At 65.0% G+C, this 24,850-nt stretch carries 18 protein-coding genes and 5 pseudogenes; 9 read left to right on the top strand and 14 right to left on the bottom strand.

Annotation, left to right across the window (positions count from 1 at the left end; genetic code table 11):
- Position 1: 1 nt before the first annotated feature.
- The 4 genes and pseudogenes from AADZ55_RS09990 to AADZ55_RS09975 form a co-directional block, all read right to left on the bottom strand.
- Positions 2 to 832, bottom strand: a pseudogene (locus AADZ55_RS09990) (enoyl-CoA hydratase); the annotation flags it as partial.
- Between the two features lie 15 nt (positions 833 to 847).
- Positions 848 to 1,219: a thioredoxin gene (trxA, locus tag AADZ55_RS09985; protein ID WP_085325131.1), complete on the bottom strand. Its 372-nt coding sequence runs from the start codon at positions 1,217 to 1,219 to the stop codon at positions 848 to 850.
- 57 nt (positions 1,220 to 1,276) lie between these two features.
- Positions 1,277 to 1,635, bottom strand: a pseudogene (locus AADZ55_RS09980) (thioredoxin family protein).
- 42 nt (positions 1,636 to 1,677) lie between these two features.
- Complete coding sequence (locus AADZ55_RS09975) at positions 1,678 to 3,651, bottom strand: heavy metal translocating P-type ATPase (protein ID WP_085325132.1); 1,974 nt, start codon at positions 3,649 to 3,651, stop codon at positions 1,678 to 1,680.
- 338 nt (positions 3,652 to 3,989) lie between these two features.
- Between AADZ55_RS09975 and AADZ55_RS09970 the strand changes: the two are divergent.
- A pseudogene (locus AADZ55_RS09970) lies at positions 3,990 to 5,090 on the top strand (PE family protein); the annotation flags it as partial.
- 123 nt (positions 5,091 to 5,213) lie between these two features.
- The gene (locus AADZ55_RS09965) at positions 5,214 to 7,043 is read left to right on the top strand and encodes an acyl-CoA dehydrogenase (protein WP_085325215.1); all 1,830 of its coding nucleotides are present in this window, start codon (positions 5,214 to 5,216) and stop codon (positions 7,041 to 7,043) included.
- A 9-nt stretch (positions 7,044 to 7,052) separates the two neighbouring features.
- Here AADZ55_RS09965 and AADZ55_RS09960 read toward each other — a convergent pair whose 3' ends face one another.
- The 7 genes and pseudogenes from AADZ55_RS09960 to AADZ55_RS09930 form a co-directional block, all read right to left on the bottom strand.
- A complete protein-coding gene (locus AADZ55_RS09960; RefSeq protein ID WP_085325134.1) occupies positions 7,053 to 7,400 on the bottom strand; it encodes a metal-sulfur cluster assembly factor in 348 nt (115 codons plus the stop codon).
- A pseudogene (gene sufU / locus AADZ55_RS09955) lies at positions 7,378 to 7,894 on the bottom strand (Fe-S cluster assembly sulfur transfer protein SufU); the annotation flags it as partial. The gene AADZ55_RS09960 and the pseudogene sufU, both read right to left, overlap by 23 nt.
- Entirely contained in the window at positions 7,891 to 9,144 is a 1,254-nt protein-coding gene (locus tag AADZ55_RS09950; protein WP_085325135.1) for a cysteine desulfurase, read from the bottom strand. The pseudogene sufU and the gene AADZ55_RS09950, both read right to left, overlap by 4 nt.
- Positions 9,145 to 9,146: 2 nt before the next feature.
- Positions 9,147 to 9,935, bottom strand: coding sequence for a Fe-S cluster assembly ATPase SufC (gene sufC, locus AADZ55_RS09945; protein WP_085325136.1), 789 nt, complete (start codon positions 9,933 to 9,935; stop codon positions 9,147 to 9,149).
- Complete coding sequence (sufD, locus tag AADZ55_RS09940; RefSeq protein ID WP_085325137.1) at positions 9,932 to 11,143, bottom strand: Fe-S cluster assembly protein SufD; 1,212 nt, start codon at positions 11,141 to 11,143, stop codon at positions 9,932 to 9,934. Before sufD ends, sufC begins: the two co-directional genes overlap by 4 nt.
- The gene (sufB, locus tag AADZ55_RS09935) at positions 11,140 to 12,585 is read right to left on the bottom strand and encodes a Fe-S cluster assembly protein SufB (protein WP_085325138.1); all 1,446 of its coding nucleotides are present in this window, start codon (positions 12,583 to 12,585) and stop codon (positions 11,140 to 11,142) included. The genes sufD and sufB overlap by 4 nt, the downstream gene beginning before the upstream one ends.
- Positions 12,582 to 13,424 carry a helix-turn-helix transcriptional regulator gene (locus AADZ55_RS09930; protein WP_085325139.1) on the bottom strand — a complete coding sequence of 281 codons (843 nt, stop codon included), beginning with the start codon at positions 13,422 to 13,424 and terminating at the stop codon, positions 12,582 to 12,584. The genes sufB and AADZ55_RS09930 overlap by 4 nt, the downstream gene beginning before the upstream one ends.
- 159 nt (positions 13,425 to 13,583) lie before the next feature.
- Here AADZ55_RS09930 and mptB point away from each other — a divergent pair, with 159 nt between their 5' ends.
- The 5 genes from mptB (at position 13,584) to AADZ55_RS09905 (ending at position 20,358) form a co-directional block, all read left to right on the top strand.
- Positions 13,584 to 15,320, top strand: a complete 1,737-nt coding sequence (gene mptB / locus AADZ55_RS09925) for a polyprenol phosphomannose-dependent alpha 1,6 mannosyltransferase MptB (protein ID WP_085325140.1) — start codon at positions 13,584 to 13,586, stop codon at positions 15,318 to 15,320.
- A 38-nt stretch (positions 15,321 to 15,358) separates the two neighbouring features.
- Positions 15,359 to 16,267: an ABC transporter ATP-binding protein gene (locus AADZ55_RS09920; protein WP_085325216.1), complete on the top strand. Its 909-nt coding sequence runs from the start codon at positions 15,359 to 15,361 to the stop codon at positions 16,265 to 16,267.
- Entirely contained in the window at positions 16,264 to 17,049 is a 786-nt protein-coding gene (locus AADZ55_RS09915; protein ID WP_085325141.1) for an ABC transporter permease, read from the top strand. Before AADZ55_RS09920 ends, AADZ55_RS09915 begins: the two co-directional genes overlap by 4 nt.
- Positions 17,050 to 17,151: 102 nt before the next feature.
- Positions 17,152 to 18,156 (top strand): COX15/CtaA family protein, encoded by a 1,005-nt coding sequence (locus AADZ55_RS09910; RefSeq protein ID WP_423202372.1) that lies wholly within the window; start codon positions 17,152 to 17,154, stop codon positions 18,154 to 18,156.
- 855 nt (positions 18,157 to 19,011) lie between these two features.
- Entirely contained in the window at positions 19,012 to 20,358 is a 1,347-nt protein-coding gene (locus AADZ55_RS09905; protein ID WP_085325143.1) for a PPE domain-containing protein, read from the top strand.
- A 95-nt stretch (positions 20,359 to 20,453) separates the two neighbouring features.
- On the opposite strand, the gene AADZ55_RS09900 is transcribed toward AADZ55_RS09905, so the two are convergent.
- Complete coding sequence (locus tag AADZ55_RS09900) at positions 20,454 to 21,317, bottom strand: hypothetical protein (protein WP_085325144.1); 864 nt, start codon at positions 21,315 to 21,317, stop codon at positions 20,454 to 20,456.
- Positions 21,318 to 21,336: 19 nt separating this feature from the next.
- Here AADZ55_RS09900 and AADZ55_RS09895 point away from each other — a divergent pair, with 19 nt between their 5' ends.
- Positions 21,337 to 22,326, top strand: coding sequence for a quinone oxidoreductase family protein (locus AADZ55_RS09895; protein WP_085325145.1), 990 nt, complete (start codon positions 21,337 to 21,339; stop codon positions 22,324 to 22,326).
- Between the two features lie 25 nt (positions 22,327 to 22,351).
- Here AADZ55_RS09895 and AADZ55_RS09890 read toward each other — a convergent pair.
- Positions 22,352 to 23,403: pseudogene (locus AADZ55_RS09890) on the bottom strand (PucR family transcriptional regulator); the annotation flags it as partial.
- A gap of 57 nt (positions 23,404 to 23,460) precedes the next feature.
- On the opposite strand from AADZ55_RS09890, the gene AADZ55_RS09885 reads away from it, so the two are divergent.
- Positions 23,461 to 23,697, top strand: coding sequence for a PE family protein (locus AADZ55_RS09885; RefSeq protein ID WP_119184964.1), 237 nt, complete (start codon positions 23,461 to 23,463; stop codon positions 23,695 to 23,697).
- 58 nt (positions 23,698 to 23,755) lie between these two features.
- Here AADZ55_RS09885 and AADZ55_RS09880 read toward each other — a convergent pair whose 3' ends face one another.
- The gene (locus AADZ55_RS09880; RefSeq protein ID WP_085325146.1) at positions 23,756 to 24,682 is read right to left on the bottom strand and encodes a heme o synthase; all 927 of its coding nucleotides are present in this window, start codon (positions 24,680 to 24,682) and stop codon (positions 23,756 to 23,758) included.
- Positions 24,683 to 24,850 lie beyond the last annotated feature (168 nt).

Genomic DNA, 24,850 nt, shown 5'->3' with positions numbered 1-24,850 from the left:
GCTACTTGTCGTCGGTGAATACCGGCGCCCGCTTCTCGGCGCGCGCGGCAACTGCTTCTTCGAAGTTGGCGGTGAGCAGCCGGACGAAGAGCTGCCCCAGGCCTTCGGCCTGCATGTGCGCCTCCAGACTGGCGGCGTCCAGTCCACTCCACAACGTACGTTTGGTCAACTCAATTCCGGGTCGCGAGAACGCCGCCATCCGCGCGGCGATCGCATAGCAGCTGTCCAGCAGCTGTTCGTCGGGTACCTGGCGTGACACCAGCCCGATCCGCTCGGCTTCCTCGGCGCTGACATCGCGGCCGGTCAGCATGATCTCGAACGCACGTGACGATCCGATGGCCCGCGGCAGCAGGTAGCTGAGCCCCAGTTCACTGGCGGTCAGCCCGTTGTTGATGCCCGCGGCCCGGAAGTAGGCGCTAGTCGAGGCCACCCGGATGTCCGCGGCCAGTGCCAGGCACAGCCCACCGCCGATGGCCGGACCGTTGACCGCGGCGATCACCGGTTGATGCAGCCGCCGCAGCATAAGAATGACGTCGTCAAGCAGCTCCATCGAGCGCAGCGCGTATGTCGGCCGGGTCAAGTCCTCGACGTGCGGCACCGCCCCGGCGGACTTGTGATCGGCACCTGAGGAAAACCCCCTACCCGCGCCGGTCAGCACCACCACACGCACGGAGTTGTCGCAACTGACCTGCTCAAGGGCCGCCTTGAGGGGCACCATGACATCGAAAGCCATGGAGTTCATCCGCTCCGGCCGATTTAGGGTGATCTGCGCGATCTCGGGCCGCGGGTGTTCGACAAGGACCAAACTCACCGTTGAACAGTACCCGGCGAGCCGAGCCGCGCCCGGTCAGGCTTGTTCGGCTCGCCCAGTTTGGGGGGCGCTGTCGACGGCCTCCACCTCGTAGGCCTTGAGCTGCTGCACCAGGCTCTCCAACGCTGCCGGCGGCAGCGCGCCAGCCTGGTTGAACAATAATTTGCCCTTCTTGAAGGCCATGATCGTGGGGATAGACCGGATCTGAGCGGCCGCTGCGAGTTCCTGTTCGGCTTCGGTGTCGACTTTGGCGTGCACCACATCGGGGTGTTTCTCCGACGATTCCTTAAACGTCGGCGCGAACGCGCGGCACGGGCCGCACCACGACGCCCAATAGTCGACGAGCACCATGTCGTTGCTCTCTATCGTTTCGTTGAACTGTGCGGCGGTGAGGTCTTGGGTAGTCACGCCTGCCTCAACGCCACGACATGGGGTCTTTGTTCCGGGGGCCGCACGCCGACCTGCTCAAGCGGTGGTACCCCCGCCGGCCGCAGCGGACTCGAATGTGTAGGCCCACAGTTGCCGGACCAGGTCGTCCATTATCGCGGGATTCGCGATACCAGCTTGTTTGAACACCAGCTTGCCCTTCTTGAACGCCATCAGCGTGGGCGACAACTTGATCTGAGCGACCGAGACCAGATCCTTCTCGGTTTCGAAATTGACCTTGCCATGCACGACGTCGAAGTGCTTCTGCGACGACGCCTCGTAGGTCGGCGTGAACAGGTCACAGGGAGCGCACAACGGTGCCCAAAGTAGACCAGCACGTTGGTGTTGGCGGTGATGGTCTGCTGGAAGTACGCGGCAGTGAGGTCTCGAGTGCTCACGCGCGCCCCCTAACGCGGCCTGGTCAGTTCGGCGACTCGAGCCTAGCGCGCGGTCGAGGCCGCAGCCCGCCAGGACCGGTTGGTCAACAAGCGCATGCCGTTGAGGGCAACCAGCACGGTGGACCCTTCGTGACCGGCCACACCCAGCGGCAGCGGTAGGTGCCCAAACAAATCCCACAGCACCAGGACCGCAATGAAGGCGGCCGCGATGGCGAGATTGGCGATGACCACCCGGCGCGCCTGCCGGGCCAACCCGATGATCGTCGGGATGGTGTGCAGTTCGTCGCGCACGGTGACTCCGTCGGCGGTCTGCAGGGTTAGGTCGGCGCCGGCGCCCATGGCGACGGAGGTGCGGGCGGCGGCCATGGCGGGGGCGTCGTTGACACCGTCGCCGACAAGAAGCACCCGGTGACCGCTGGCCTGCAGGCCACGCACCGCCTCGACCTTCTGCTCGGGCAGCAACGCGGCACGCACATCGGTGATCCCGGCGTGCTGAGCAACCCGTCGTGCCGCGCGCCCATTGTCACCTGTCAACAGCACCGGCGGTGCGGAGGTCAGTGCAGTCATCGCTGCGACGGACGCCACAGCGTCGGGACGAATCTGATCGGTGAGTCCGAGCACGCCGATGGCCACTCCGTCCACCAGGACAATGGCGGCAGTGGCGCCGGCCGCCACGATCGAAGCGAGTTCGGCTAGCGGTGCGCCCCGATAGCTTTGCGGGCTAGCGACCTCGACGAAATCACCGCCCACGATGGCCCGGACGCCGCGGCCCGGCAAGGCGCGGAAGTCGTCGGCGGGCGGTATGGCGATGCCGCGCCGACGAGCTTCGGCCACAATGGCGCGCCCCAGCGGATGCTCGCTGGATTGTTCTGCGGCAGCTGCCAATTGCAGCAATCGCCGGGCGTCGACCACGTCGGGTTGCAGCGGTTCGACGCTAGCTAGTTGTGGGATGCCGCAGGTCAGTGTGCCGGTCTTGTCCAGCGCAACGATGCTGGTACCGGCGAGGTGTTCGACGACCACCGCGGATTTGACCAGTACTCCGTGCCGGCCCGCGTTGGCGATCGCCGAGAGCAGCGGCGGCATCGTGGCCAGCACCACCGCGCACGGGGATGCCACGATCATGAACGTCATGGCCCGCAGCAATACCGGCCGCAGGTGGTCGCCCAGCATCAGCGGAATAACGATGAGAGCGAGGGTGGCCGCAACCATACCCAGGGAGTAGCGCTGCTCGATTTTCTCAATGAGCAGTTGGGTTTTGGCCTTCGTAGCCGAAGCTTCGGCCACCAGTTCGACAATGCGGGCCACCACGGTCTCCGACGGGTCACAGGTGACCACCAGATGCAGCACGCCCGACCCGTTCACGGTGCCGGCGAAGACCTCGTCAGCACGAGCCTTGGCCACCGGCATCGATTCACCGGTGATCGAGCATTGGTCGACTTCCGAGGACCCCGACAGCACCGCACCGTCTGCGGGTATCCGCTCCCCGGGCCGTACCACCACCCGGTCACCCACCACCAGCTCACTGGCCGCCACCACCCGTTCGCTGCCATCGCCCCCAACCACCACGGCTCGATCCGGCGCCAGGTCCAGTAGGCCTTTCACCGATTCCGCGGTGTGTTTGGTGGCAACGTCGTCCAGCGCACCGGAGGTCGCGAAGATCACGATGAGCAGCGCGCCGTCGAAGATCTGCCCGATCGCGACCGCTCCGATCGCCGCAACGATCATCAACAGATCCACATCGAGCGCCTTGTTGCGCAACGCTTGTGCGCCGGCCCATGCCGAGCCCCATCCACCCGTGAGATAACAGGCCAGATACAGAGTCCACCAGATAGTCTCGGGGGCACCGTTCAGTTGCGCTGCCAGACCAGCCAAAAACAGCAGCAGCGCGACACCCGCCCAGCGCACGGATACCACCGACCAAAGCGCCGCCCGCCAGCTCAAAGGTCGGTTGGCCATGTTCGGATCGCGGTCGAAAGAAGCCTCCGCGACAGTCACTTCGAGAGCGGTCAAGGTCATTCCGGCGGCCTCACAAAGGTTGAGAGTTCGTCAGGATGAACCGAGTGTAGGGACGCAGCGATCGCCACGAAATCTCGATTGCATTTCGGTATGCGATTGAATTGGTCACTCGCACAAGGCAAGCGGGGCAACCCGCAACGCCGCCTGCTCGTCCATCGGCTCAAACGCTCACGCTTCTAGGTCGACCTCGGTTCACATCTGGCACATAAACGATGCAGATTGAATTCTGAACCTGTGCATGCAAAATCAACCTGAAAATGGATGCAGAATGGACAAACATAGCTGCCGAATCACGATAAGATTCTTCCGTCACTGACGCTTCACAGGGGAGGTGCGAAATGTCTTTCGTGATCGCTAACACGGAGATGGTTTCGGGGGCAGCGGGGAATCTGGCGCGGATCGGTTCGACGATTAGTGAGGCCAACTCGGCCGCGGCGGCCCAGACGACCGCCGTCGTCGCTGCGGGCGCCGACGAAGTGTCGGCCGCCATCGCGGCGTTGTTCGACTCGTACGGCCGGGGCTATCAGACGCTGAGCACCCAGGCCGCGGCGTTTCACGACCAGTTCGTGCAGAGCCTGCTTGGTGGCGCGGCGGCGTACGCCAGCGCAGAGGCCGCCGCCGCCGGCCCGTTGCAGCCGGTGCTCGACGCCATCAATGCGCCCACCCAATTGCTGTTGGGCCGTCCGCTGATCGGCAACGGCGCCGATGGGACGGCCGCGAACCCGAACGGAGCGGCCGGCGGACTGCTGCTCGGCAACGGTGGCAACGGCTTCTCGTCATCCACCGCCGGGGTAGGCGGCGGCAACGGCGGGTCCGCGGGATTGATCGGTGACGGCGGGGCCGGCGGGGCCGGCGGGCTGGGCGCGAACGGCGGCAGCGGTGGCACCGGCGGGCTGTTCGGCAATGGCGGTGCCGGCGGTCTCGGCGGCGGCGGAGGCGGCAGCGGTGGTCTCGGTGGGTCCGCCCTACTCCTGGGCGCGGGCGGCGCTGGCGGCGGCGTCCCTAACGGCATGGGAGTCGCCGGTCCCGGTGGCAATGGTGGCTTTCTGTACGGCAACGGCGGCGCCGGCGGCAACGGTGTCTTCAGCGGCGGTAACGGTGGCCAGGCCATTTTGCTGGGCGACGGTGGCGCAGGCGGAGGCGCCAGTTCCGACGGGAACGCCGGGGGTGGTGGCAACGCCGGATTCTTCCTGGGCAACGGCGGCACCGGTGGCACCGGCGGGTCGAACGCCAATGGCGGCGTCGGCGGCCAGGCCGGGTTGATCGGCAATGGCGGGGCCGGTGGTGATGGTGGCTTGGTAGACGGCAACGGCGGCAACGGCGGCAACGCGCTGCTGATCGGCAACGGCGGCAACGGCGGGACCGGCGGCGGATTGGGTGCCACCGACGGCCTCGGCGGCAAGCGCGGACTGCTGTTCGGCCAAGACGGCGCGCCCGGCTAGTAGTAGCAGGTCAGCCCGCAATACCACTGGTTACGGTTGCGTACGTTTTCCGTACTCGGAGAGACTGTTCCGGATCGAGGCCCGATCGCGGGCTGATTGGCCGACGTGAAGGGAACCGCATTGGGGCACTACATCGCCAACGTCCGCGATCTCGAGTTCAACCTGTTCGAGGTCCTTGACGTCGGCGCCGTCCTAGGTACCGGACGCTATAGCGAGCTCGACGCCGACACGGTCCGCACGATTCTGGCCGAAGTGGCGCGCCTGGCCGAAGGTCCAGTCGCCGAATCCTTCGCCCACGCCGACCGCAACCCACCGGTGTTCGATCCGGCCACCCACAGCATCAGCGTGTCCGACGAGTTGGTAAAGACGGTGCAAGCGATCAAAGAGGCCGAGTGGTGGCGGCTGGGTATGCCCGAGGAGATCGGCGGCATGGCCGCGCCGCCGCCGCTCACCTGGGCGGTCAATGAAATGATCTTGTGCGCCAATCCCTCCGCGTGCTTCTTCAACCTGGGCTCGGTGATGGCCAATTCGCTCTACATCGAGGGCGACGAACAACAGCGGCGATGGGCGGCAATGGGTGTGGAGCGCGGCTGGCAGGCCACCATGGTGCTCACCGAACCCGACGCCGGCTCCGATGTCGGCGCGGGCCGCGCCAAGGCCATCCAACAACCGGACGGCACCTGGCACATCGAGGGCGTCAAGCGGTTCATCTCCGGTGGCGACGTCGGCGATACCGCCGAGAACATCTTCCATCTCGTGCTGGCCCGGCCGGAAGGAGCGGGACCAGGCACCAAGGGGTTGAGCCTGTTCTATGTCCCCAACTACCTTTTCGACCCCGACACCTTGGAGCTCGGGCCCCGCAACGGCGTTTACGCCACCGGGCTGGAACACAAGATGGGTCTGAAGTCCTCCCCGACGTGCGAATTGACGTTTGGCGGCACCGACGTGCCCGCCGTTGGCTACCTGGTCGGCGGCACCCACAACGGGATCGCCCAGATGTTCACCATTATCGAACACGCTCGGATGACAATCGGCATCAAATCCGCTGGCACGTTGTCCACCGGCTATCTCAATGCGCTGGCGTATGCCAAGGAGCGGATACAAGGTGCGGATCTGACCCAGATGACGGATAAGACGGCGCCGCGGGTCACCATCATGCACCACCCCGATGTGCGCCGCAGCCTGATGACCCAAAAGGCCTACGCCGAAGGCCTACGGGCGCTGTACCTCTACGCCGCCGCGCACCAGGATGACGATGTGGCACAACGAGTTTCGGGCGCCGACCACGACATGGCGCACCGCGTCGACGATCTGCTGTTGCCCATCGTCAAAGGGGTCGGCTCAGAACGGGCCTACGAGATCCTGACCGAGTCACTGCAGACGCTGGGCGGCTCGGGCTTTCTGGTCGACTATCCCATCGAGCAGTACATCCGCGATGCCAAGATCGATTCGCTCTACGAAGGCACCACCGCAATCCAGGCCCTGGACTTCTTCTTCCGCAAGATCGTGCGCGACCACGGACAAGCCCTGCGCCATGTGACAGGCCAGATCAGTGACACCATCGACAACATTGACGAGGCGCTGAAGCCCTACGCCCAGCTACTGCAAACCGCGCTCGACGATGTCACCACAATGACGGGCACGCTGAGCGGATACTTGATGTCCGCCGCACAGCACCCCAACGACATCTACAAAGTCGGGCTGGGATCCGTGCGATACCTGCTAGCCGTCGGCGACCTGCTCATCGGCTGGCGGTTGCTCGTCCAAGCCGGCGTTGCGCGCGCCGCGTTGGCCGACGGGCCCTCGAAGAACGATGAGCCGTTCTATCGGGGCAAGATCGCGGTCGCCGCATTCTTTGCGAAGAACATGCTGCCGAAACTGACCGGAGTCCGCAGTGTCATCGAATCCATTGACCACGAGGTCATGCGTCTCTCCGAAGACGCCTTCTGACGGTGCCGTTCAGACGGTGAAGCCGAGGGCGCGTAGTTGCTCGCGCCCATCCTCGGTGATCTTGTCCGGGCCCCACGGCGGGTTCCACACCCAATTGATCCGTATCTCGTTGACCAGGCCACTACCGACCAACGCGCTGCGCGACTGGTCCTCGATCACATCGGTTAGCGGACACGCCGCCGAAGTCAACGTCATATCGATCAGCGCGACAGTTCCTTCGTCGCCTTCTTCCAGGCCTAGACCGTAGACCAATCCCAGGTCAACGACGTTGATCCCGAGCTCCGGGTCGACGACGTCGCGCATCGCCTCCTCGACATCGGCGAGCAACTCGTCGTCCGGTGCGGTGGTTTCGCTCATCCCTGACCTCCTCGAGGATGTGACTGGCCTGCACTGAGCGCATCACTTTCCACGCTAGCTTGGGCCAGCGCATCCTTAAACGCCATCCATCCGAGCAGCGCGCACTTCACCCGCGCCGGGTACTTGGCTACCCCGGCGAACGCGACCCCGTCACCCAGGACTTCTTCGTCTCCTTCGACCGCTCCGCGCGAGGACACCATTTCAGTAAACGCCGTGATGGTCTTCAGCGCCTCAGGAACGCTCTGACCGATCACCTGCTGGGTGAGCACCGACGTCGACGCCTGGCTGATCGAACAACCTTGCCCGTCATAAGAAACGTCTGCGACGATCGCACCGTCGTCGGATAACGCGACCCGCAGGGTGATCTCATCACCGCAGATCGGGTTCACGTGGTACACCTGCGCGCCGTACGGCTCCCGCAGCCCCCTATGCTGCGGGTGCTTGTAGTGGTCAAGGATCACGTCCTGATAGATCTGCTCCAGGCGCAACTTCAGGCTCTCCCAAAGAAATCCAGGGAGCGCCGCACACCGGCCACCAACCGGTCCACCTCGTCGGCGGTGTTGTACACCGCGAACGACGCCCGCGCCGTGGCGGCCAGGTGAAACCTGCGGTGCAGCGGCAACGCACAGTGATGCCCGACCCGAACTGCGACGCCGTCGTCGTCGAGCACCTGACCGACGTCATGCGCGTGCACGCCGTCGACGACGAACGAGACTGGCGATCCACGGTTTTCCATCGATGTGGGCCCGATGATGCGGACTGCCTCGATTCCGGATAGGCCCTCGATGGTCGCGGCAACCAGCTCGCGTTCGTGGGCTTCGACGGCGTCCATCCCGATGGATCCCAAATAGCGTACCGCGGCGGCCAACCCGACCACCTGGGAGGTCATCGGAGTACCGGCCTCGAACCGTTGCGGCGCCGGGGCGTACGTGGTGGCCTCCATGGTCACCGTTTCGATCATCGAACCACCGGTGAGGAAAGGCGGCATCTGTGCCAGAAGTTCACGACGCCCGTACAGTGCACCGATTCCATTGGGGCCCAACATTTTATGACCCGAGAACGCGGCGAAGTCAACATCGAGCCCGTGCAGGTCGACCGGCTGATGTGGCACCGACTGGCAGGCGTCCAGCACGGTCAGCGCACCCACGTCCTTAGCGCGGGAGACCAATTCACGCACCGGCGTCACTGCACCCGTCACATTCGAGTGATGGGTGAACGCAACGACTTTGACGCGCTCGTCGAGTTGCAGTGAGTCCAGGTCGATATGGCCGTTGTCAGTGACGCCATACCAGCGCAACGTGGCACCGGTGCGCCGGGCGAGCTCCTGCCACGGGATCAGGTTGGCGTGGTGCTCGAGTTCCGTGGTGACAATAACGTCGCCGTGGCCGACTGCCTGCCCGAAACGGTTGTCCCCCAGCACATATGACACCAAGTTGAGCGCCTCGGTGGCGTTCTTGGTGAACACCAACTCGTCGGCGTCAGCACCGACGAACGACGCGACGTCGGCGCGGCCCTGCTCGTAGGCGTCGGTGGCCTCCTCCATCAGCTGGTGGGCACCCCGATGCACGGCGCCGTTGGACAAGGCCAGGAACTCGCGCTCGGCATCAAGCACCTGCAGAGGCCGCTGTGATGTCGCCCCGGAGTCCAGGTACGCCAACTGATTTCCGCTGCGCATGACCCGCTTCAGTATCGGAAAATCGGCGCGGATCGCCGAAAGGTCGAGCGGGGTCACCGAGGTGGTCATGGCTAGGCGCCCGTTGCCGCCGCTTGATGGGGGGAGAAGCGTACGTAGCCGTTCTGATCAAGTTCGTCGGCCAGCTCCGAACCACCGGATTCGACGATGCGCCCGCCGACGAACACGTGCACATGCTCTGGATGGATGTAACGCAGGATGCGGGTGTAGTGGGTGATCAACAGGATGCCGCCGTGCACGGAGTCCGCATAGCGGTTCACACCGTCGCTGACCACGCGCAGCGCGTCGACGTCCAGGCCGGAATCGGTCTCGTCCAAGATGGCGATCTTCGGCTTGAGCAGTTCAAGCTGCAGGATCTCGTGGCGCTTCTTCTCACCACCGGAGAAGCCCTCGTTGACACTTCGCTCGGCGAACGCCGGGTCGATGTTGAGGTCGGCCATCGCGGCCTTCACCTCTTTCACCCAGTGCCGCAGCTTCGGCGGTTCGCCCCGGACGGCGGTCGCCGCTGACCGCAGAAAGTTCGACATTGAGACGCCGGGTACCTCGACGGGATACTGCATGGCCAGAAACAGTCCAGCCCGGGCGCGCTCGTCGATGCTCATGGCCAACACGTCCGCACCGTCCAGCGTGATGGACCCCGAAGTCACCTGGTATTTGGGATGCCCTGCGATGGCGTATGACAGCGTGGACTTGCCGGAGCCGTTGGGGCCCATCAAGGCATGTGTCTCACCGGATCTCACGGTGAGGTCGACGCCCCTAAGGATGGGGATCTCGCGCTCCCCGTCGGCGGCGTTCGGGTTCTCGACGCTGACGTGCAGGTCTTTGATAGTCAATGTGGTCATGAGGCTGCTGTTTTTTCCGTCTTTTCCGTTGTTTTGGTTTCCGTGATGGCCAGTTCGTGTTCGATGGCTGCGGTCAGGCGCTCGCGTACCTCGGGGACGGCGATCTTGGCGATGATCTCGCCGAAAAAGCCGCGTACCACCAGCCGGCGGGCCAGCTCTTCCGGGATACCGCGGGAGCGCAGGTAGAACAATTGCTCGTCGTCAAAACGGCCGGTGGCGCTGGCATGTCCGGCGCCGGCGATCTCACCGGTCTCAATCTCGAGGTTGGGCACCGAGTCGGCACGCGCACCATCGGTGAGCACCAGATTGCGGTTCACCTCGAAGGTGTCGGTACCGGTGGCCTCGGCGCGGATTAGGACGTCGCCCACCCAGACCGTGTGTGCGTCGGGCAACGACGAAGCCGGATCTCCTTGCAGCGCACCCTTGTACAGCACGTTCGACTTGCAGTCGGGGTGAGCGTGGTCAACCAACAACCGCGACTCGAGGTGCTGGCCGTCATCTGCGAAGTACAGGCCCAGCAGTTCGGCATCCCCACCGGGACCGGAGAAACGCACGTTGGCCGACATCCGCACCACCTCGCCGCCCAACGTGACGGTGACGTGTCGCAGCACCGCGTCCTTGCCGAGCCGGGCGTGGTGCGCGCTGAGGTGGACCACGTCGTCGGCCCAGTCGGTGATCCACACGACCGTGAGCCGGGCAGCGTCGTCGACAATGAATTCGACATTGTCGGCGTAGGTTCCGCTGCCCCGGTTGTCGACGACTACGACCGCCTCGGCCAGCTCCTCGACGCGGATCTGCAGGTGCCCGTAGGCAACCGCGCCCGCGCCGGGACCGGTGATGGCGACGTTCACCGGCTCGGTGATCTGGGTGTCTCGGCCGACGCTGACCAGCGTCGCGGAGTTGAACGACGAAAATGCCTGAGCGGCAACACGATCAGCGGGAACACCGCCCCCTCCTAGCCGCGGGTCGCCGCGGCGCACGGTCTCGACCCGCACCCCAGGCTGCTCGCTGACGCTGATCTGAGCACTGCCGGTGGCCGGTGCGGATCCATCGTGCAGGCCACGCAACCGCCGCAGCGGGGTGAACCGCCAAATCTCGTCGCGGCCGTGCGGTACCTCGAAAGCGTCGACGTCGAAGGAGGCGAACAGTTCCCCCTTGTTCAGCGCGGTCAGTGAGGATCCCTCGACAGTTGTTGTGTCAGAGGTCATCCGACCGCGCCCTCCATCTGCAGCTCGATCAGCCGGTTGAGTTCCAGCGCATACTCCATCGGCAGCTCCTTGGCGATCGGCTCGACAAAGCCGCGCACCACCATCGCCATCGCCTCGTCCTCGGTCAGCCCGCGGCTCATCAGGTAGAACAGCTGGTTCTCACTGACCTTCGACACGGTGGCCTCGTGGCCCATGGTGACGTCGTCCTCACGGATGTCGACGTATGGGTAGGTGTCGCTGCGGCTGACCGTATCGACCAACAACGCATCGCACTTCACACTCGAACGCGACCCGTGTGCGCCCTTGTTCACCTGCACCAACCCGCGGTAGGACGTGCGGCCGCCGCCGCGCGCCACCGACTTGGACACAATGTTGCTCGACGTGTTCGGGGCCAGGTGCAGCATCTTGGCGCCGGTGTCCTGGTGCTGGTCTTCGCCGGCGAAAGCCACCGACAGCACCTCGCCCTTGGCGTGCTCACCGGTCATCCAGACTGCCGGATACTTCATGGTCACCTTGGACCCGATGTTGCCGTCGACCCACTCCATGGTGGCGCCGGCTTCGGCACGAGCGCGCTTGGTAACCAGGTTGTAGACGTTGTTCGACCAGTTCTGAATCGTGGTGTAACGGCAACGGCCGCCCGGCTTTACGATGATCTCCACGACCGCCGAATGCAGCGAGTCCGACTTGTAAATGGGAGCCGTGCAGCCCTCCACATAGTGAACGTAGGCGTTCTCATCGACGATGATCAGCGTGCGCTCGAACTGGCCCATGTTCTCGGTGTTGATCCGGAAGTAGGCCTGCAGCGGGATGTCGACGTGCACACCCGGCGGAACGTATATGAAGCTGCCGCCACTCCAAACTGCTGTATTCAACGCAGAAAACTTATTGTCGCCAGCAGGAATTACCGTTCCGAAATATTGCTTAAATATGTCCTCGTGTTCCCGCAAACCAGTATCAGTGTCTAAGAATATGACACCTTGAGCCTCTAGATCCTCCCTGATCTGGTGATAAACCACTTCGGATTCGTACTGGGCCGCTACACCAGCAACCAGACGCTGCTTTTCAGCTTCCGGAATTCCAAGTCGGTCGTAGGTATTTCTAATGTCATCCGGCAAATCATCCCAGCTCGTGGCCTGCTTTTCGGTGGAGCGCACGAAGTACTTGATGTTGTCGAAGTCGATGCCCTCGAGGTTGGACCCCCAGCGCGGCATCGGCTTGCGCTCGAAGATGCGCAGCGCTTTCAGCCGAGATTGCAGCATCCACTCGGGCTCATTCTTTTTCGCGGAGATGTCGCGCACCACCGCCTCGGAGAGCCCGCGCTGCGCGCTGGCGCCTGCGGTGTCGGAGTCCGCCCAACCGTAGCCGTACCTGCCCAGCGAAGCGATCGCTTCTTCCTGGGTCAAAGATTCGACGGTCTTGGACGCTTCTGGCGTGAGTGTCATCGAGACGCTCCTTTGGTGCTCGTGGTGGGTGGACGCGGGCTGGGCGCCGGAGAAAGGGGTACGTGGGTGGTACAGGCGCAATCTCCGTTGACGATGGTCGCCAACCGCTGGACGTGGGTGCCCAGCACCGCGGCCATGGCCTGCTGCTCGGTCTCGCACAACTCTGGGAATTCCTCGGCGACATGGGATACCGGGCAATGATGCTGGCAGATTTGCACACCGTGGATCGGTCCGCCGACCCGGGTAGTGGTGGCGACGTAGCCCGCTTGCGTGAGCGCACTGGCGATCCGTTCGGCGGCCGCCTCGAGCGCCGCATCGTCGGCACTGTCGGCCGCCTCGACGCCGGCCAAGATCGAATCGATACGCCGCCGGGCAAACGTGCGCACCGCATCCTCACCGCCGATTTCTCGCAGCTGCCGCATGGCTGCCGATGCCAAGTCGTCGTAGGAATGGTCGAGCTTGGCCCGGCCAGCCGCGGTCAACCGGTACCGCTTTGCCGGCCGCCCGCGTCCCACCTGCTGCCATGTCGCAGCCGCCACGGATTCGGCGTCGCCCGCTTCGTTCAGCGCATCGAGATGCCGCCGCACGCCGGCGGCCGATATGCCCAGCCGATCGCCAATCTCGCCGGCGGTGATCGATCCCGACTCCAACAGCAGCCGCACGATGGCGCGCCGGGTGTGACCATCCGACCCGGCAGCTGCGGCTGCCGGGCCCGCTGCGACCGCAGGGCGGGAACCCAGCTCGGACGGGATTTTCACAACACCAGTGTGACGCAATTCCGGGAATCGGTCTAGCAAGGGTGCCCTCTGTGCAGGGTTGCGCTGGTCACACTCTGCCACGCGGCCCGCCTCGTCGCCGGGACCGAACCCGACCGCCCCGCTCCTCGGGCGGGCCGCGTCCCGCGGCCCGCCTCGTCGCCGGGACCGAACCCGACCGCCCCGCTCCTCGGGCGGGCCGCGTCCCGCGGCCCGCCTCGTCGCCGGGGCTAGGCTGCTCTGATGGCAGCCCGCCACCACACGCTGAGCTCCTCGATCGCCAGCTTGCACGGCGACGAGCAGGCGGTGGGTTCGCCGCTGAACGTTACCGAACTCACCGCACTTCAGCGCACCCGCCTGTTCGGGGCCACCGGCACGGTCCTGATGGCCATCGGCGCCCTGGGTGCCGGGGCCAGACCCGTCGTCCAAGACCCCACCTTCGGGGTGCGGCTGCTCAATCTGCCGTCGCGAATCCAGACGGTGTCCCTGACGATGACCACGACCGGGGCGGTCATGATGGCGCTGGCCTGGTTGATGCTCGGCCGGTTCGCGCTGGGCAAGAGACGGATGTCGCGCGGCGAGCTGGACCGCACCCTGCTGCTGTGGATACTGCCGCTGTTAATCGCACCACCGATGTACAGCAAGGATGTGTACTCTTACCTGGCTCAGAGCCAGATCTCACGAGAGGGGCTCGACCCGTACACGGTGGGTCCGGCGTCCGGGTTGGGTCTGGGCCACGTGTTCACGCTGTCGGTTCCGAGCCTGTGGCGGGAAACACCGGCGCCTTACGGTCCGCTGTTCTTGTGGATCGGGCGCGGAATCTCATCCCTGACCGGCGAGAACATCGTCGCTGCCGTGCTCTGCCACCGGCTTGTGGTATTGATCGGGGTAGCCCTGATCGTGTGGGCCACCCCAAGGCTGGCTCAGCGCTGCGGCGTCGCCGAGGTCAGCGCACTATGGCTAGGCGCGGCCAATCCGCTGCTGATCATGCATCTGGTCGCCGGCATCCACAACGAAGCAGTCATGCTCGGACTGATGCTGACAGGCGTCGAATTCGCGCTGCGTGGCCTTGATTTGGCGAACGCCCCGCGACTGCTGCCCACATCCTGGCGACCCCACGCGAGCTGGGAACCGCTGGGCATGCTGGCGGCGGGTTCGATCCTGATCACGCTGTCGTCGCAGGTGAAACTCCCCTCGCTGCTGGCGATGGGCTTCGTCACGACGGCGCTGGCATACCGCTGGGGCGGTACCCTACGAGCGCTGCTGCTCGCCGGTGCCGCGATGACGGGTTTGACACTGGCGGTGATGGCCATCGTCGGCTGGGCAAGTGGGCTCGGATTCGGCTGGATCTACACGCTGGGCACCGCCAACGTGGTGCGCAGCTGGATGTCACCGCCAACACTGCTGGCCCTGGGCACCGGGCAAGTTGGCATTCTGCTGGGCCTGGGTGATCACACCACCGCCGTGTTGTCGCTGACCCGTGCCAGCGGCGTACTGATCATCATGGTGATGGTCTGCTGGCTGTTACTAGCCGTGCTCCGCGGCCGGCTGCATCCGGTCGGCGGCCTCGGCGTCGCGCTGGCCATCACCGTACTGCTGTTTCCCGTCGTGCAACCGTGGTACCTGCTGTGGGCCATCACTCCGTTGGCCGCGTGGGCTACCCGACCGGGATTCCGGGTGGCGGCAATCGCGGTCACCCTTATTGTCGGTATCTTCGGGCCGACTGCCAATGGCGACCGGTTCGCGCTGTTCCAGATTGTGGACGCCACCTTGGCTAGTGCCATCATCGTGGTGGTACTCATTGCCCTGACGTACACCCGGTTAGCCTGGCGGCCGCTGCCCGCCGAGGACGGCCAAGACGAAGATGGCCAACCACTGAAAGAGGTAGCGCCGGTCCCCGAGACCCCACCGAGTCCCGCGACCCGGCGGGCCACCCCCAGTCGCAAGGCGGCGCCCGACGCCTACGCTGACTCCACGTGAGCTCGGCCGCCAAAGTGTTCGCCAAAGACCCCGTAGTGATGCGGCTACGCGGAGTATGCAAGCGATACGGGTCGCTCACTGCCGTTTCCAACCTCGATCTCGACGTGCATGCCGCCGAAGTGCTGGCGCTGCTGGGCCCCAACGGCGCGGGCAAGACCACGACCGTCGAGATGTGCGAGGGCTTCGTCCGCCCAGACGCCGGCACGATCGAGGTGCTCGGACTGGACCCAGTCACCGATAACGCACGCCTGCGCGCACGCATCGGCGTGATGCTGCAAGGTGGCGGCGGCTACCCGGCCGCACGCGCGGGCGAAATGCTGGACCTGGTCGCCTCCTACGCCGCCGACCCGCTGGACCCGCAATGGCTGCTGGAGACCTTGGGTCTCACCGACGCCGCCCGCACTACTTATCGACGGCTCTCCGGCGGGCAGCAGCAACGGCTTGCGCTGGCCTGCGCGCTGGTCGGGCGTCCCGAGCTGGTGTTTCTCGACGAACCGACCGCGGGTATGGATGCCCATGCCCGGCTGCTGGTGTGGGAGCTGATCGACGCGCTGCGCCGCGATGGCGTGACCGTCGTGCTGACCACGCATCAACTCAAGGAGGCCGAAGAGCTCGCCGATCGGTTGGTGATCATCGACCACGGAGTGACGGTGGCCGCGGGGACGCCTGCGGAACTGATGCGCAGCGGCGCCAAAGACCAGTTGCGGTTCACCGCGCCGCCGCGCCTCGACCTGTCCCTGTTGGCCTGCGCGCTGCCCGAGGAGTACCAGACCACCGAGGTGGCCCCGGGCGAGTACCTGGTCGAAGGCCCGGTTGACCCGCAGGTGCTGGCAACGGTCACCGCGTGGTGCGCGCAAATCAACGTGCTAGCCACCGACATGCGCGTCGAGCAACGCAGCCTCGAGGATGTGTTCCTCGATCTCACCGGCAGGAAGTTGCGGCAATGACACAAACCAACGGGCCCCTCTTCCCCACCGGCACCTTTAGCCCGGACCCACGCCCAAGTGCCGTCCACCGGATGCTTTCGGCACAGTTCAGCCTGGAATTGAAGCTGCTGTTACGCAACGGCGAACAACTGCTATTGACCATGTTCATCCCGATAACCTTGCTGATCGGGATGACACTGCTACCGCTGGGTTCGTTCGGCCACAACCGAGCCGCCACCTTCGTCCCGGTCATCATGGCGCTCGCGGTGATCTCCACCGCATTCACCGGGCAGGCCATCGCGGTAGCGTTCGATCGCCGCTACGGCGCACTCAAAAGACTCGGGGCTACCCCACTGCCCGTTTGGGGAATCATCGCCGGCAAGTCGCTTGCAGTGGTCGCCGTGGTGTTCTTACAGGCAATCATGTTGGGCGCCATCGGCTTTGCACTCGGCTGGCGACCAACGCTGGCCGCCCTGACGTTGGGTGCGGGGATTATCGCGCTGGGCACCGCGGGTTTTGCGGCCCTGGGTTTGTTACTTGGGGGCACCTTGCGGGCCGAGATCGTCCTGGCGGTCGCCAACCTGATGTGGTTCGTGTTCGCCGGATTCGGCGCGCTGACGCTGGAAACCGACGTGATCCCGACGGTCGTCCGGTGGGCAGCGCGGATCACCCCGTCGGGCGCGCTCACCGAGGCGCTGTCACAGGCCATGACCTTGTCGGTGGACTGGTTCGGGGTCGTCGTCCTGGCAGCCTGGGGAGCGCTGGCCGCGCTGGCGGCGCTGCGCTGGTTCCGGTTCACCTAACCGGCCGCCGAGCACCCCGACAGCGCATCAAGCACAAGACACGCCATCTGTGCGTGGGTGCAGTTTCAGTGCGGGCGACCGTACTACAACGTGTAGTTTTCGGTGCCTTACGATCGGGCGATGCCCGTTGGACGAGCGCTGTTGCGGTTGGTGGACCTGCTCCCCGACCCCAGTCTGCGTATCCAGCGGATCCTTGCCGCGGCCGTCATCCTCACCCAGGGTGGTATCGCCGTCACCGGCGCGATCGTCCGCGTCACCGCATCGGGATTGGGTTGCCCGACCTGGCCGCAGTGCTTTCCGGGCAGCTTCACCCCGGTCGCAGTCGCCGAGGTGCCGCGAATCCATCAGGCCGTGGAGTTCGGCAACCGGATGATCACCTTGGCGGTGATCATCACCGCGGCGCTGGCCGTACTGGCTGTCACCCGGGCGCGCCGACGTGCCGAGGTCCTGGTCTATGCGTGGCTGATGCCCGCATCGACGGTGGTGCAGGCAGTGATCGGTGGCATCACCGTGCTCACCGGGCTGCTGTGGTGGACGGTAGCCATCCACCTGCTGGCATCCATGACGATGGTGTGGCTGGCGGTCTTGCTCTACGTCAAGATCGGTGAGCCCGACGATTCAGTGGTGCGCGAGCGGGTGGCCCGACCCCTGCGGACGCTGACGGCATTGAGCGCGCTGAACCTGGGAGCAGTGCTGGTGACGGGCACGCTGGTAACCGCAGCCGGCCCGCATGCGGGTGACCGGAGCGCCAGCCGCACAGTGCCACGGCTGAAAGTCGAGGTCACCACCCTGGTGCACATGCATTCCTCGCTGCTGATCGCCTATCTCGCGCTTTTGGTCGGGTTGGGCTTCGGACTTCTTGCCGTCGGCGCCGCCCGGGCGATTCTGGTTCGACTCGCCGTGTTGCTCGCGCTGGTTTTCGCCCAAGCCGCCGTCGGCACCACGCAATACTTCACCGGCGTGCCCGCCGCCCTGGTCGCCATTCACGTCGCCGGCGCCGCGGCGTGTACGGCGGCTACCGCGGCGCTATGGGCGTCGATGCGCGACGGGATGGCGCGTACCAGCCGCGTTGGTGGCGCGAACGTTGACGGCCCACCTGACGACTGAATTCGCCTGCCGCAGAGCAGTTATCCGCGATCGGCGCGTGCTTTGTCAGCGCCACCGTAGCCACGCGCCAGCCAACATGCGCCGACCTGTAACCGTCAACGACAAACTTGATGGGCGAGACGAGAATGCTCACCTTGGGCGGAAATCGCTTTCAGCCGCCCAGCTCATGGTGCGGATCCGACTCGGACTCAATGTCGAAGTCCCGATCCGGGCGCTGCTCCAAGCGCACCATAGCCAGACTGGCCGCACGGATCAGCTCAGCACCCGATCAATGAAACCGTTCGGCGGCTGTTTCGCTGGCCCGCGCTTGCAGCGGTTGGCTCAGTCATGCTCCGGTGCCCAAATTGGCCATTTTCTAGTGCAATATTCGGTTACGTCACCGTAGGTAGACTCTTTCTCCGCTAATCGGTTGACACGAATTGCCCATGCACGCGAATGGCAGTGAGGCGAGAGGGCGTGAGTTGGTGTGCGGCTTCGCGGAAGTCGGATTTCCGTGCAGCACAAGTAGGCAACCTGATCGTGTTGTGTGAGAGGCAACTTTCGTACCATATGGCCGATGTCCAACTTGTTGACACGCGGCAGGTTCCATTCTGAGCGTGGCAGAATGTGCGACTTGCACATGATTACCCCCGTAGGGTACTAAGGTTGGAAGTCCAATTTCGACGGTGCATTCCGCTCCCATTGACTTAACGGAGCCCTGTCGAGGCTCATGCGACCAGCGCCCAGCACGATTTGGCTAGGCGCTGTATGCGTACGGCCTTGCTCGGATTCGTTGCACTGAAGGAAATTCGCTCTCGAGGCACGCATAAGCCTCCCGCTCGTAGCGGGCTGGTCGCGGAAAGGAGGTATCGGTTTATGACGATGCCGGTGTGGGCAGCGTTTCCGCCGGAGGTTCACTCGGGGTTGCTCAGGGGCGGCCCAGGGGCAGAGTCCATGTTGGCCGCATCGTCGCAGTGCACCGCGTTGAGTGTCGAATATGCCTTGGCAGCAGGAGAACTCACTGCATTGCTAGATGCGGTACATGCCGGGGTGTGGCAGGGTCCTAGCGCCGAAGCCTATGCGGCTGCCTATTTGCCGTATGTCGCATGGCTGATAGAGACGAGCTGCGGGTACGCCGAACTGGCCGCTAGCCATTCGGTCACCGCTGGGGCCTACGTCGGTGCACTTGCCGACATGCCGACGCTGGAAGAGCTGGCTACTAACCACGCTGTCCACGAGGTGCTGTGCGCAACAAACTTCTTTGGAATCAACACCATTCCGATTGTCATCAATGAAACTGACTATGCTCGGATGTGGGTACAAGCCGCCGTCGTGATGGACATTTACCAGGCGGAATCGACTGCGGCGTCGGCCGCGGCGCGGCCCGCGACACCAGCACCACCCATCATCAAAACTCCTCTCCCACAGAACGTCTTCGGCCCGGCTCCGCCACCGCCCCCGCCGCCACCCGGTGGCATATGGGACTGGATCTTTTGGATCTACACGCAGATCTACTGGATCATCGACTGGATCACGGTGAACCTTCTACAGGGGGTCTTCTGGCTCTGGGAGACGATCGTGGTAACGATCGGTCCGCTGCTCACGTTTCTGGGTGGCTTACTGTTTCAGCTCGGCTCGCTGATACTTCAGGCGATAGTGGCGGTCCTCATCCCACTGATCGCACTACTCCAAAATCTGATTCCGGCGCTGCTGGCCCTGTTGTCTGACTTGTTGTCCGCACTCTCGAGCAATATCGTGCTCATCGCGGCGGCGGTCGGAGTGTCGATTCCAGTCGCCAGCGCCGGCGCGTTGGCGGTCGGAGGGCTGGCCGCCTCGATCACGTTGCCAGTGGGCCTACCCACTTCTATCGGCGGGGGGCTCGATCATATGTCGCGGACGGGCCAAAGCCCGACCAGTGGCGGTGGTGAGGTGCTGGTGCGAAGCGTTTGCTCGAGCGGACCCGCGGCCGAGGCATCGGCGCCGAGCAGCGACACGGGAGCCCCGGATGCTGCTCCGCCAGCTGAGCCATTGCATGCTCGGGTGGTAGAGCCGCAGTCGTTCGAGCGTTCGGCTATGACGGGTTTTGCTGGAACGGCGGCGAAGGATTTTGCTACACAACCGAAGGGACTGTCAGCCGTACGCGGTCACGGATTTGGCAATCGCCCACATGTGCCGGTGCTGCCTGCCACCTGGAATCCGGGTTTGCTGAGCGCAGCGAAGTAGTGCGGCAGCCTAGATCGGGGCATGCGCGGGTGGGCGTGATCTTGACGAACCGCCGCGACCCACTTGACCGCTTCGCGGCGCTATGGGCGGGCCCGTTATGGGCCTCGGTGCGAGAGCGGGCCCAGTCCCAACCGCTGCAACGCCGACTCCACGCACAGCGCGAAGTCGCGCTGGACGACATCGCGGGTGTCGGCGTCCAACCACTGCCAACCCAGCGACGGGTCCACCAATTGCAGTTCCAGCAGTCGGGGATCTCGGCTTCCACCGATCACGTGGGCCCGCGCGTAAAGCACGTCGCCGGGATCGACGCCCACCTGGGCGGTTGCGGCGGCCAGCGCGGCCGCACCCACGTCCCAGGTTTCGAAGTCGGGCTCCGCCGGCCGCAAAGTGTCAGCCTGTTCGATGAACGCGTGTGACGGCTCGCCGCCGAGGAAGACCAGCACGGTTTCGACAGCAGGACCACCGGGCTGAACGAGGACCGCATGGCCGGCTGCGTGCAGCCGCGCGACGAACTCCGCTGCGAACCGGGCGTTGCAACGCCGTGTCCCGGTACCGACAGTCGGACCGACGAAGACCTGACCCTTACGTGGCAGCCGAACCTGTTCTCCTGGCGCGTACACCTCGCCGGGCACCGTCGGCACCCCTCGATCAGCCAGGTCGCTCAAGTAGCGTCGGTCGACATTCCAGGCCACCACCGAACGCGCGTTGAGCACATTGGCCACGCGGGTGGTCCAGGACAAGAACTCGTCGAGCCGCCGGGCGTAATCACGGGTCGCTCGCAATATCACCAGATCCGCGTGGACGACCTCGGGATCGTCCCAAGCCAACCAACGGGCGTGCAACCCACGGTGCCGCAGCGCGTTAACCAGCCCGGCGTCGTCGCCGTCACCGGTGGGCTGCTGCGGCCAGCCGGCCAAAACGACGCGCGGATGGAAGACGTCCGGACGAGCGAGCTTCATGCCCGGGCATGATAGCCACATGCACGCGATCGAAGTCAATGAAACCGGCGGCCCTGATGTATTGCGCTACGTCGACAAGCCGCAACCCCAACCCGGCCACGGCGACCTGCGGATCGAGGCCGAGGCCATCGGCGTCAACTTCATCGACACCTACTTCCGCTCCGGGCAATATCCGCGCGAACTGCCGTTCGTCATCGGCTCCGAGGTGTGCGGCACGGTGGTAGCCACCGGCCCAGCAGCCACGGCAGCCGACACCGGCGGCATCGTCGTGGGCGACCGAGTGGTCAGCGCGTCAGCCAACGGCTCCTACGCCGAATTCTGCATTGCACCAGCATCTTTGACCGCGAAGGTGCCCGATGGCATCACATCCGAGGTGGCGGCTTCGGCGCTATTGAAGGGTCTGACCGCGCACTACCTGCTGAAGTCGGTGTATCAGGTGCAGCGTGGCGACTCCGTCTTGGTGCATGCCGGCGCCGGCGGCGTGGGGCTGATTCTGACGCAGTGGGCCACTCACCTTGGGGTGCGGGTGATCACCACCGTCTCGACCCCGGAGAAGGCCAAGCTGTCCAGGGATGCCGGTGCGATCGAGGTTCTCGACTACCCCGAGGACACCTGGCAGTTCGCCGGCAAGATTCGTGAGCTGACCGGCGGCGCCGGTGTGCAAGCCGTGTACGACGGTGTGGGCGCCACCACCTTCGACGCCAGCCTGGCCAGCCTGGCCGTCCGCGGGACACTGGCACTGTTCGGCGCAGCCAGCGGTCCCGTTCCGCCTCTCGATCCACAGCGCCTCAACGCGGCCGGGTCGGTGTACCTCACCCGTCCATCGCTGTTCCACTTCATCCGCACCGGTGCGGAGTTCAGCTGGCGGGCCGCCGAGCTGTTCGACGCGATCGGCAGCGGGGTGGTCACCGTAGCGGTCGGCGGACGCTATCCGCTAGCCGATGCCGCGCGTGCCCACCAGGACCTGGAGGCCCGCAAGACGACCGGCTCGGTCGTGCTGCTGCCATAGGGTGCCAGCCGGTGCTGTGCTGTCGCTAGGGCGCGGTGGTAACGCTCGGCAATGGCTTTGCCGCGGTATCGCGGGTTTGCCTCTCGCGCCACTGCTGGGCTTCGAGTGCGACGGCAACGTGAACCGTGGTGTCGGTAAGGGGTCGGGGCAGGAGTCGTTGCGCGGTCTCGAGCCGGTTCATCAACGTGTTGCGGTGGGTGTAGAGCAGTCTCGCGGCGCGAGAGACGTTGCACCCTTGGTTGATGAGCGTCAACAACATGGTTTTCAGGGCCGGGCTGGCCGACTCGAGGTCTCCGAGTGTGTTTTTGATGAAGTCGTCTGCACCGTCGGGGTTTTCGGTGAGCAACGCGACCATCTCGACGTCGGTGAAGAACGCGATTCGGTGGGGTGATCGTAGCCGGATCAACATGCGAGCGGTGGTGAGTGCATCTCGGTGGCTGCGCCGGAATCCGTCGATTCCCGGCGCGGTGGTCCCGACGGCGATGCGCGCGTCGGGGACTTGGTGGAGCACCTCGTGAATCGGATCGATGTCGAACGAATCGGCGTCTTTCACCCACACCCAGCGAGTCGCGGCGCTGGCAACCACGACCAGTGGGTGTGGGCATCCGGCAGCATGGCCGAATGCCTCGGCGACTCGGTCGAGGTGGCTGTGGTCGCCTTGGAGCCGGTCGCCCCAATGATGGCGGCGCTATGGGATCGGTCGAGTGGGTAGCCCAATCGCGATTCGGCGTGCTCACGGCCGATCGGGGCACCGTCGATGAGCAGCTCGACAATCTTGGCGCGTTCGGCGGGAAAGTCGCGAGCGAGCTCATCGCGTACCAATTGCATATGACTAGTGAGGCCCGCGAGGGTGGTGTCGACGAACTCGTTGGCCGTCCGAAATGGCACGTCGAGTAGCTCGCGTAGCTCATGGGGGTCGGAGGTCAGTCCGAACGCGATATCCGTCCAGCGCCGCCAGGCCATGTTCTGTCCAATGCGGTAGACGTCGAGGGCCAACGAATCCAGGCCGAGGCGCACCAGATCACGGGCCATGCGCAGCGGTTCCGGGCCGAGATTCGGCGGCACCGGAGCGCCGGGAGCTCATGTGCCCGCGGTGAGGGTTCCCGCGACTCCACGAACCAGATACTAAGCGAAATGTGCACTGTGCACATCCAATTCGCGCTGGTTATGGGGATTTTGACGTTGGATCGTCGCGGGGCGGGCGGGACCATGCTCCGGCGGCAGGTGTCACCGGGCATGGGCCAAGGCTTTACCGGGAGGTTTCCGATGTCGTTTATGAGCGTGGTGCCGGAGGTGGTGCTGGCGGCGGCCGAGGACGAGGTGTCGCTAACGATCGCGGCATTGTTTGGCGTGCACGGCCAGCAGTTTTAGATTGGTTCTGCGCTGGCAACTACACCGGGTTTGAGGGTCCCGGGCGCTTGGCGCTCGATCAGAGCAACGTGGGCAGCGCGATCACCGAATCGACCGCCAACGCGCAGAACACCAGCGCCAGGTAGTTGTTCGACTGCAGGAACAGCCGCAGCGGCTTGACCGGCTCGCCGGCGCGCACCCCCGCGTAGAGCTGATGAGCCATCGCGAGGAACCACACCCCGGCCACGAAGGCCACCGCCGCGTAGAGCCAACCCGTGGCCACGGCCAGCACCAGCGTCGCCCCCACCGTCAGCCAGGTGTAGATCAGAATTTGCTTGGTGACCTGACGTTCGGTGGCCACCGCCGGCAGCATCGGCACGCCCGCCGCTTTGTAGTCCTCCTTGTACCGCATCGCCAACGCCCAGGTGTGCGGGGGCGTCCACAGGAAGATGATCGCGAACATCGCCAGCGCCGGCCACCCAATGGTGCCGGTGATGGCCGACCAGCCGATCATCACCGGCATGCACCCGGCCGCCCCACCCCACACCACGTTTTGCGACGTGCGGCGCTTGAGCAGGAGCGTGTACACGAACACATAGAACGTGATGGTGGCCAGCGCCAGCAGCCCCGACAGCAGGTTGGTGGTCCACCACAGCCAGAAGAACGAGCCCACACTCAACACCAGCCCGAGCACCAGGGCGTTCCGCCTCGGCACCGCGGCGCGGGCCAGCGGCCGTCGCGCCGTGCGCTTCATCACCTTGTCGATATCTGCATCGGCCACACAGTTGAGCGTGTTGGCGCCACCGGCGGCCATCATGCCGCCGATGAGCGTGTTGAGCATGAGCAACGGATGAACGGCGCCGCGGTCGGCCAACAGCATCGCCGGTATCGCGGTGACCAGCAGCAGCTCAATGACCCGCGGCTTAGTCAACGCCAGGTAAGCCAAGACGGCGCCGACTGCCCGGCCAGGTGTCCGGCTCGGCGCGACGCGCCCGCCAACGCTCACGCAATAACTCCTCGGGGATCGCAGCCGCGCGCAGCTTCTACTACACACGATGGTAGACGGCGTGACCGCGGCGGATGCGCCGCAGGGTCGATTCACAGCGATTCTTCCGGGATTAGCGGACTGATTGCAAAGCACGAGTACCCGACACGCTATCTTCACAGCGACCCG

Source organism: Mycobacterium decipiens (assembly GCF_963853665.1).
Lineage (GTDB): Bacteria > Actinomycetota > Actinomycetes > Mycobacteriales > Mycobacteriaceae > Mycobacterium > Mycobacterium decipiens.
The sequence above is the reverse complement of the archived record's forward strand: the minus strand, read 5'-3'. Positions and strand labels throughout refer to the sequence as shown.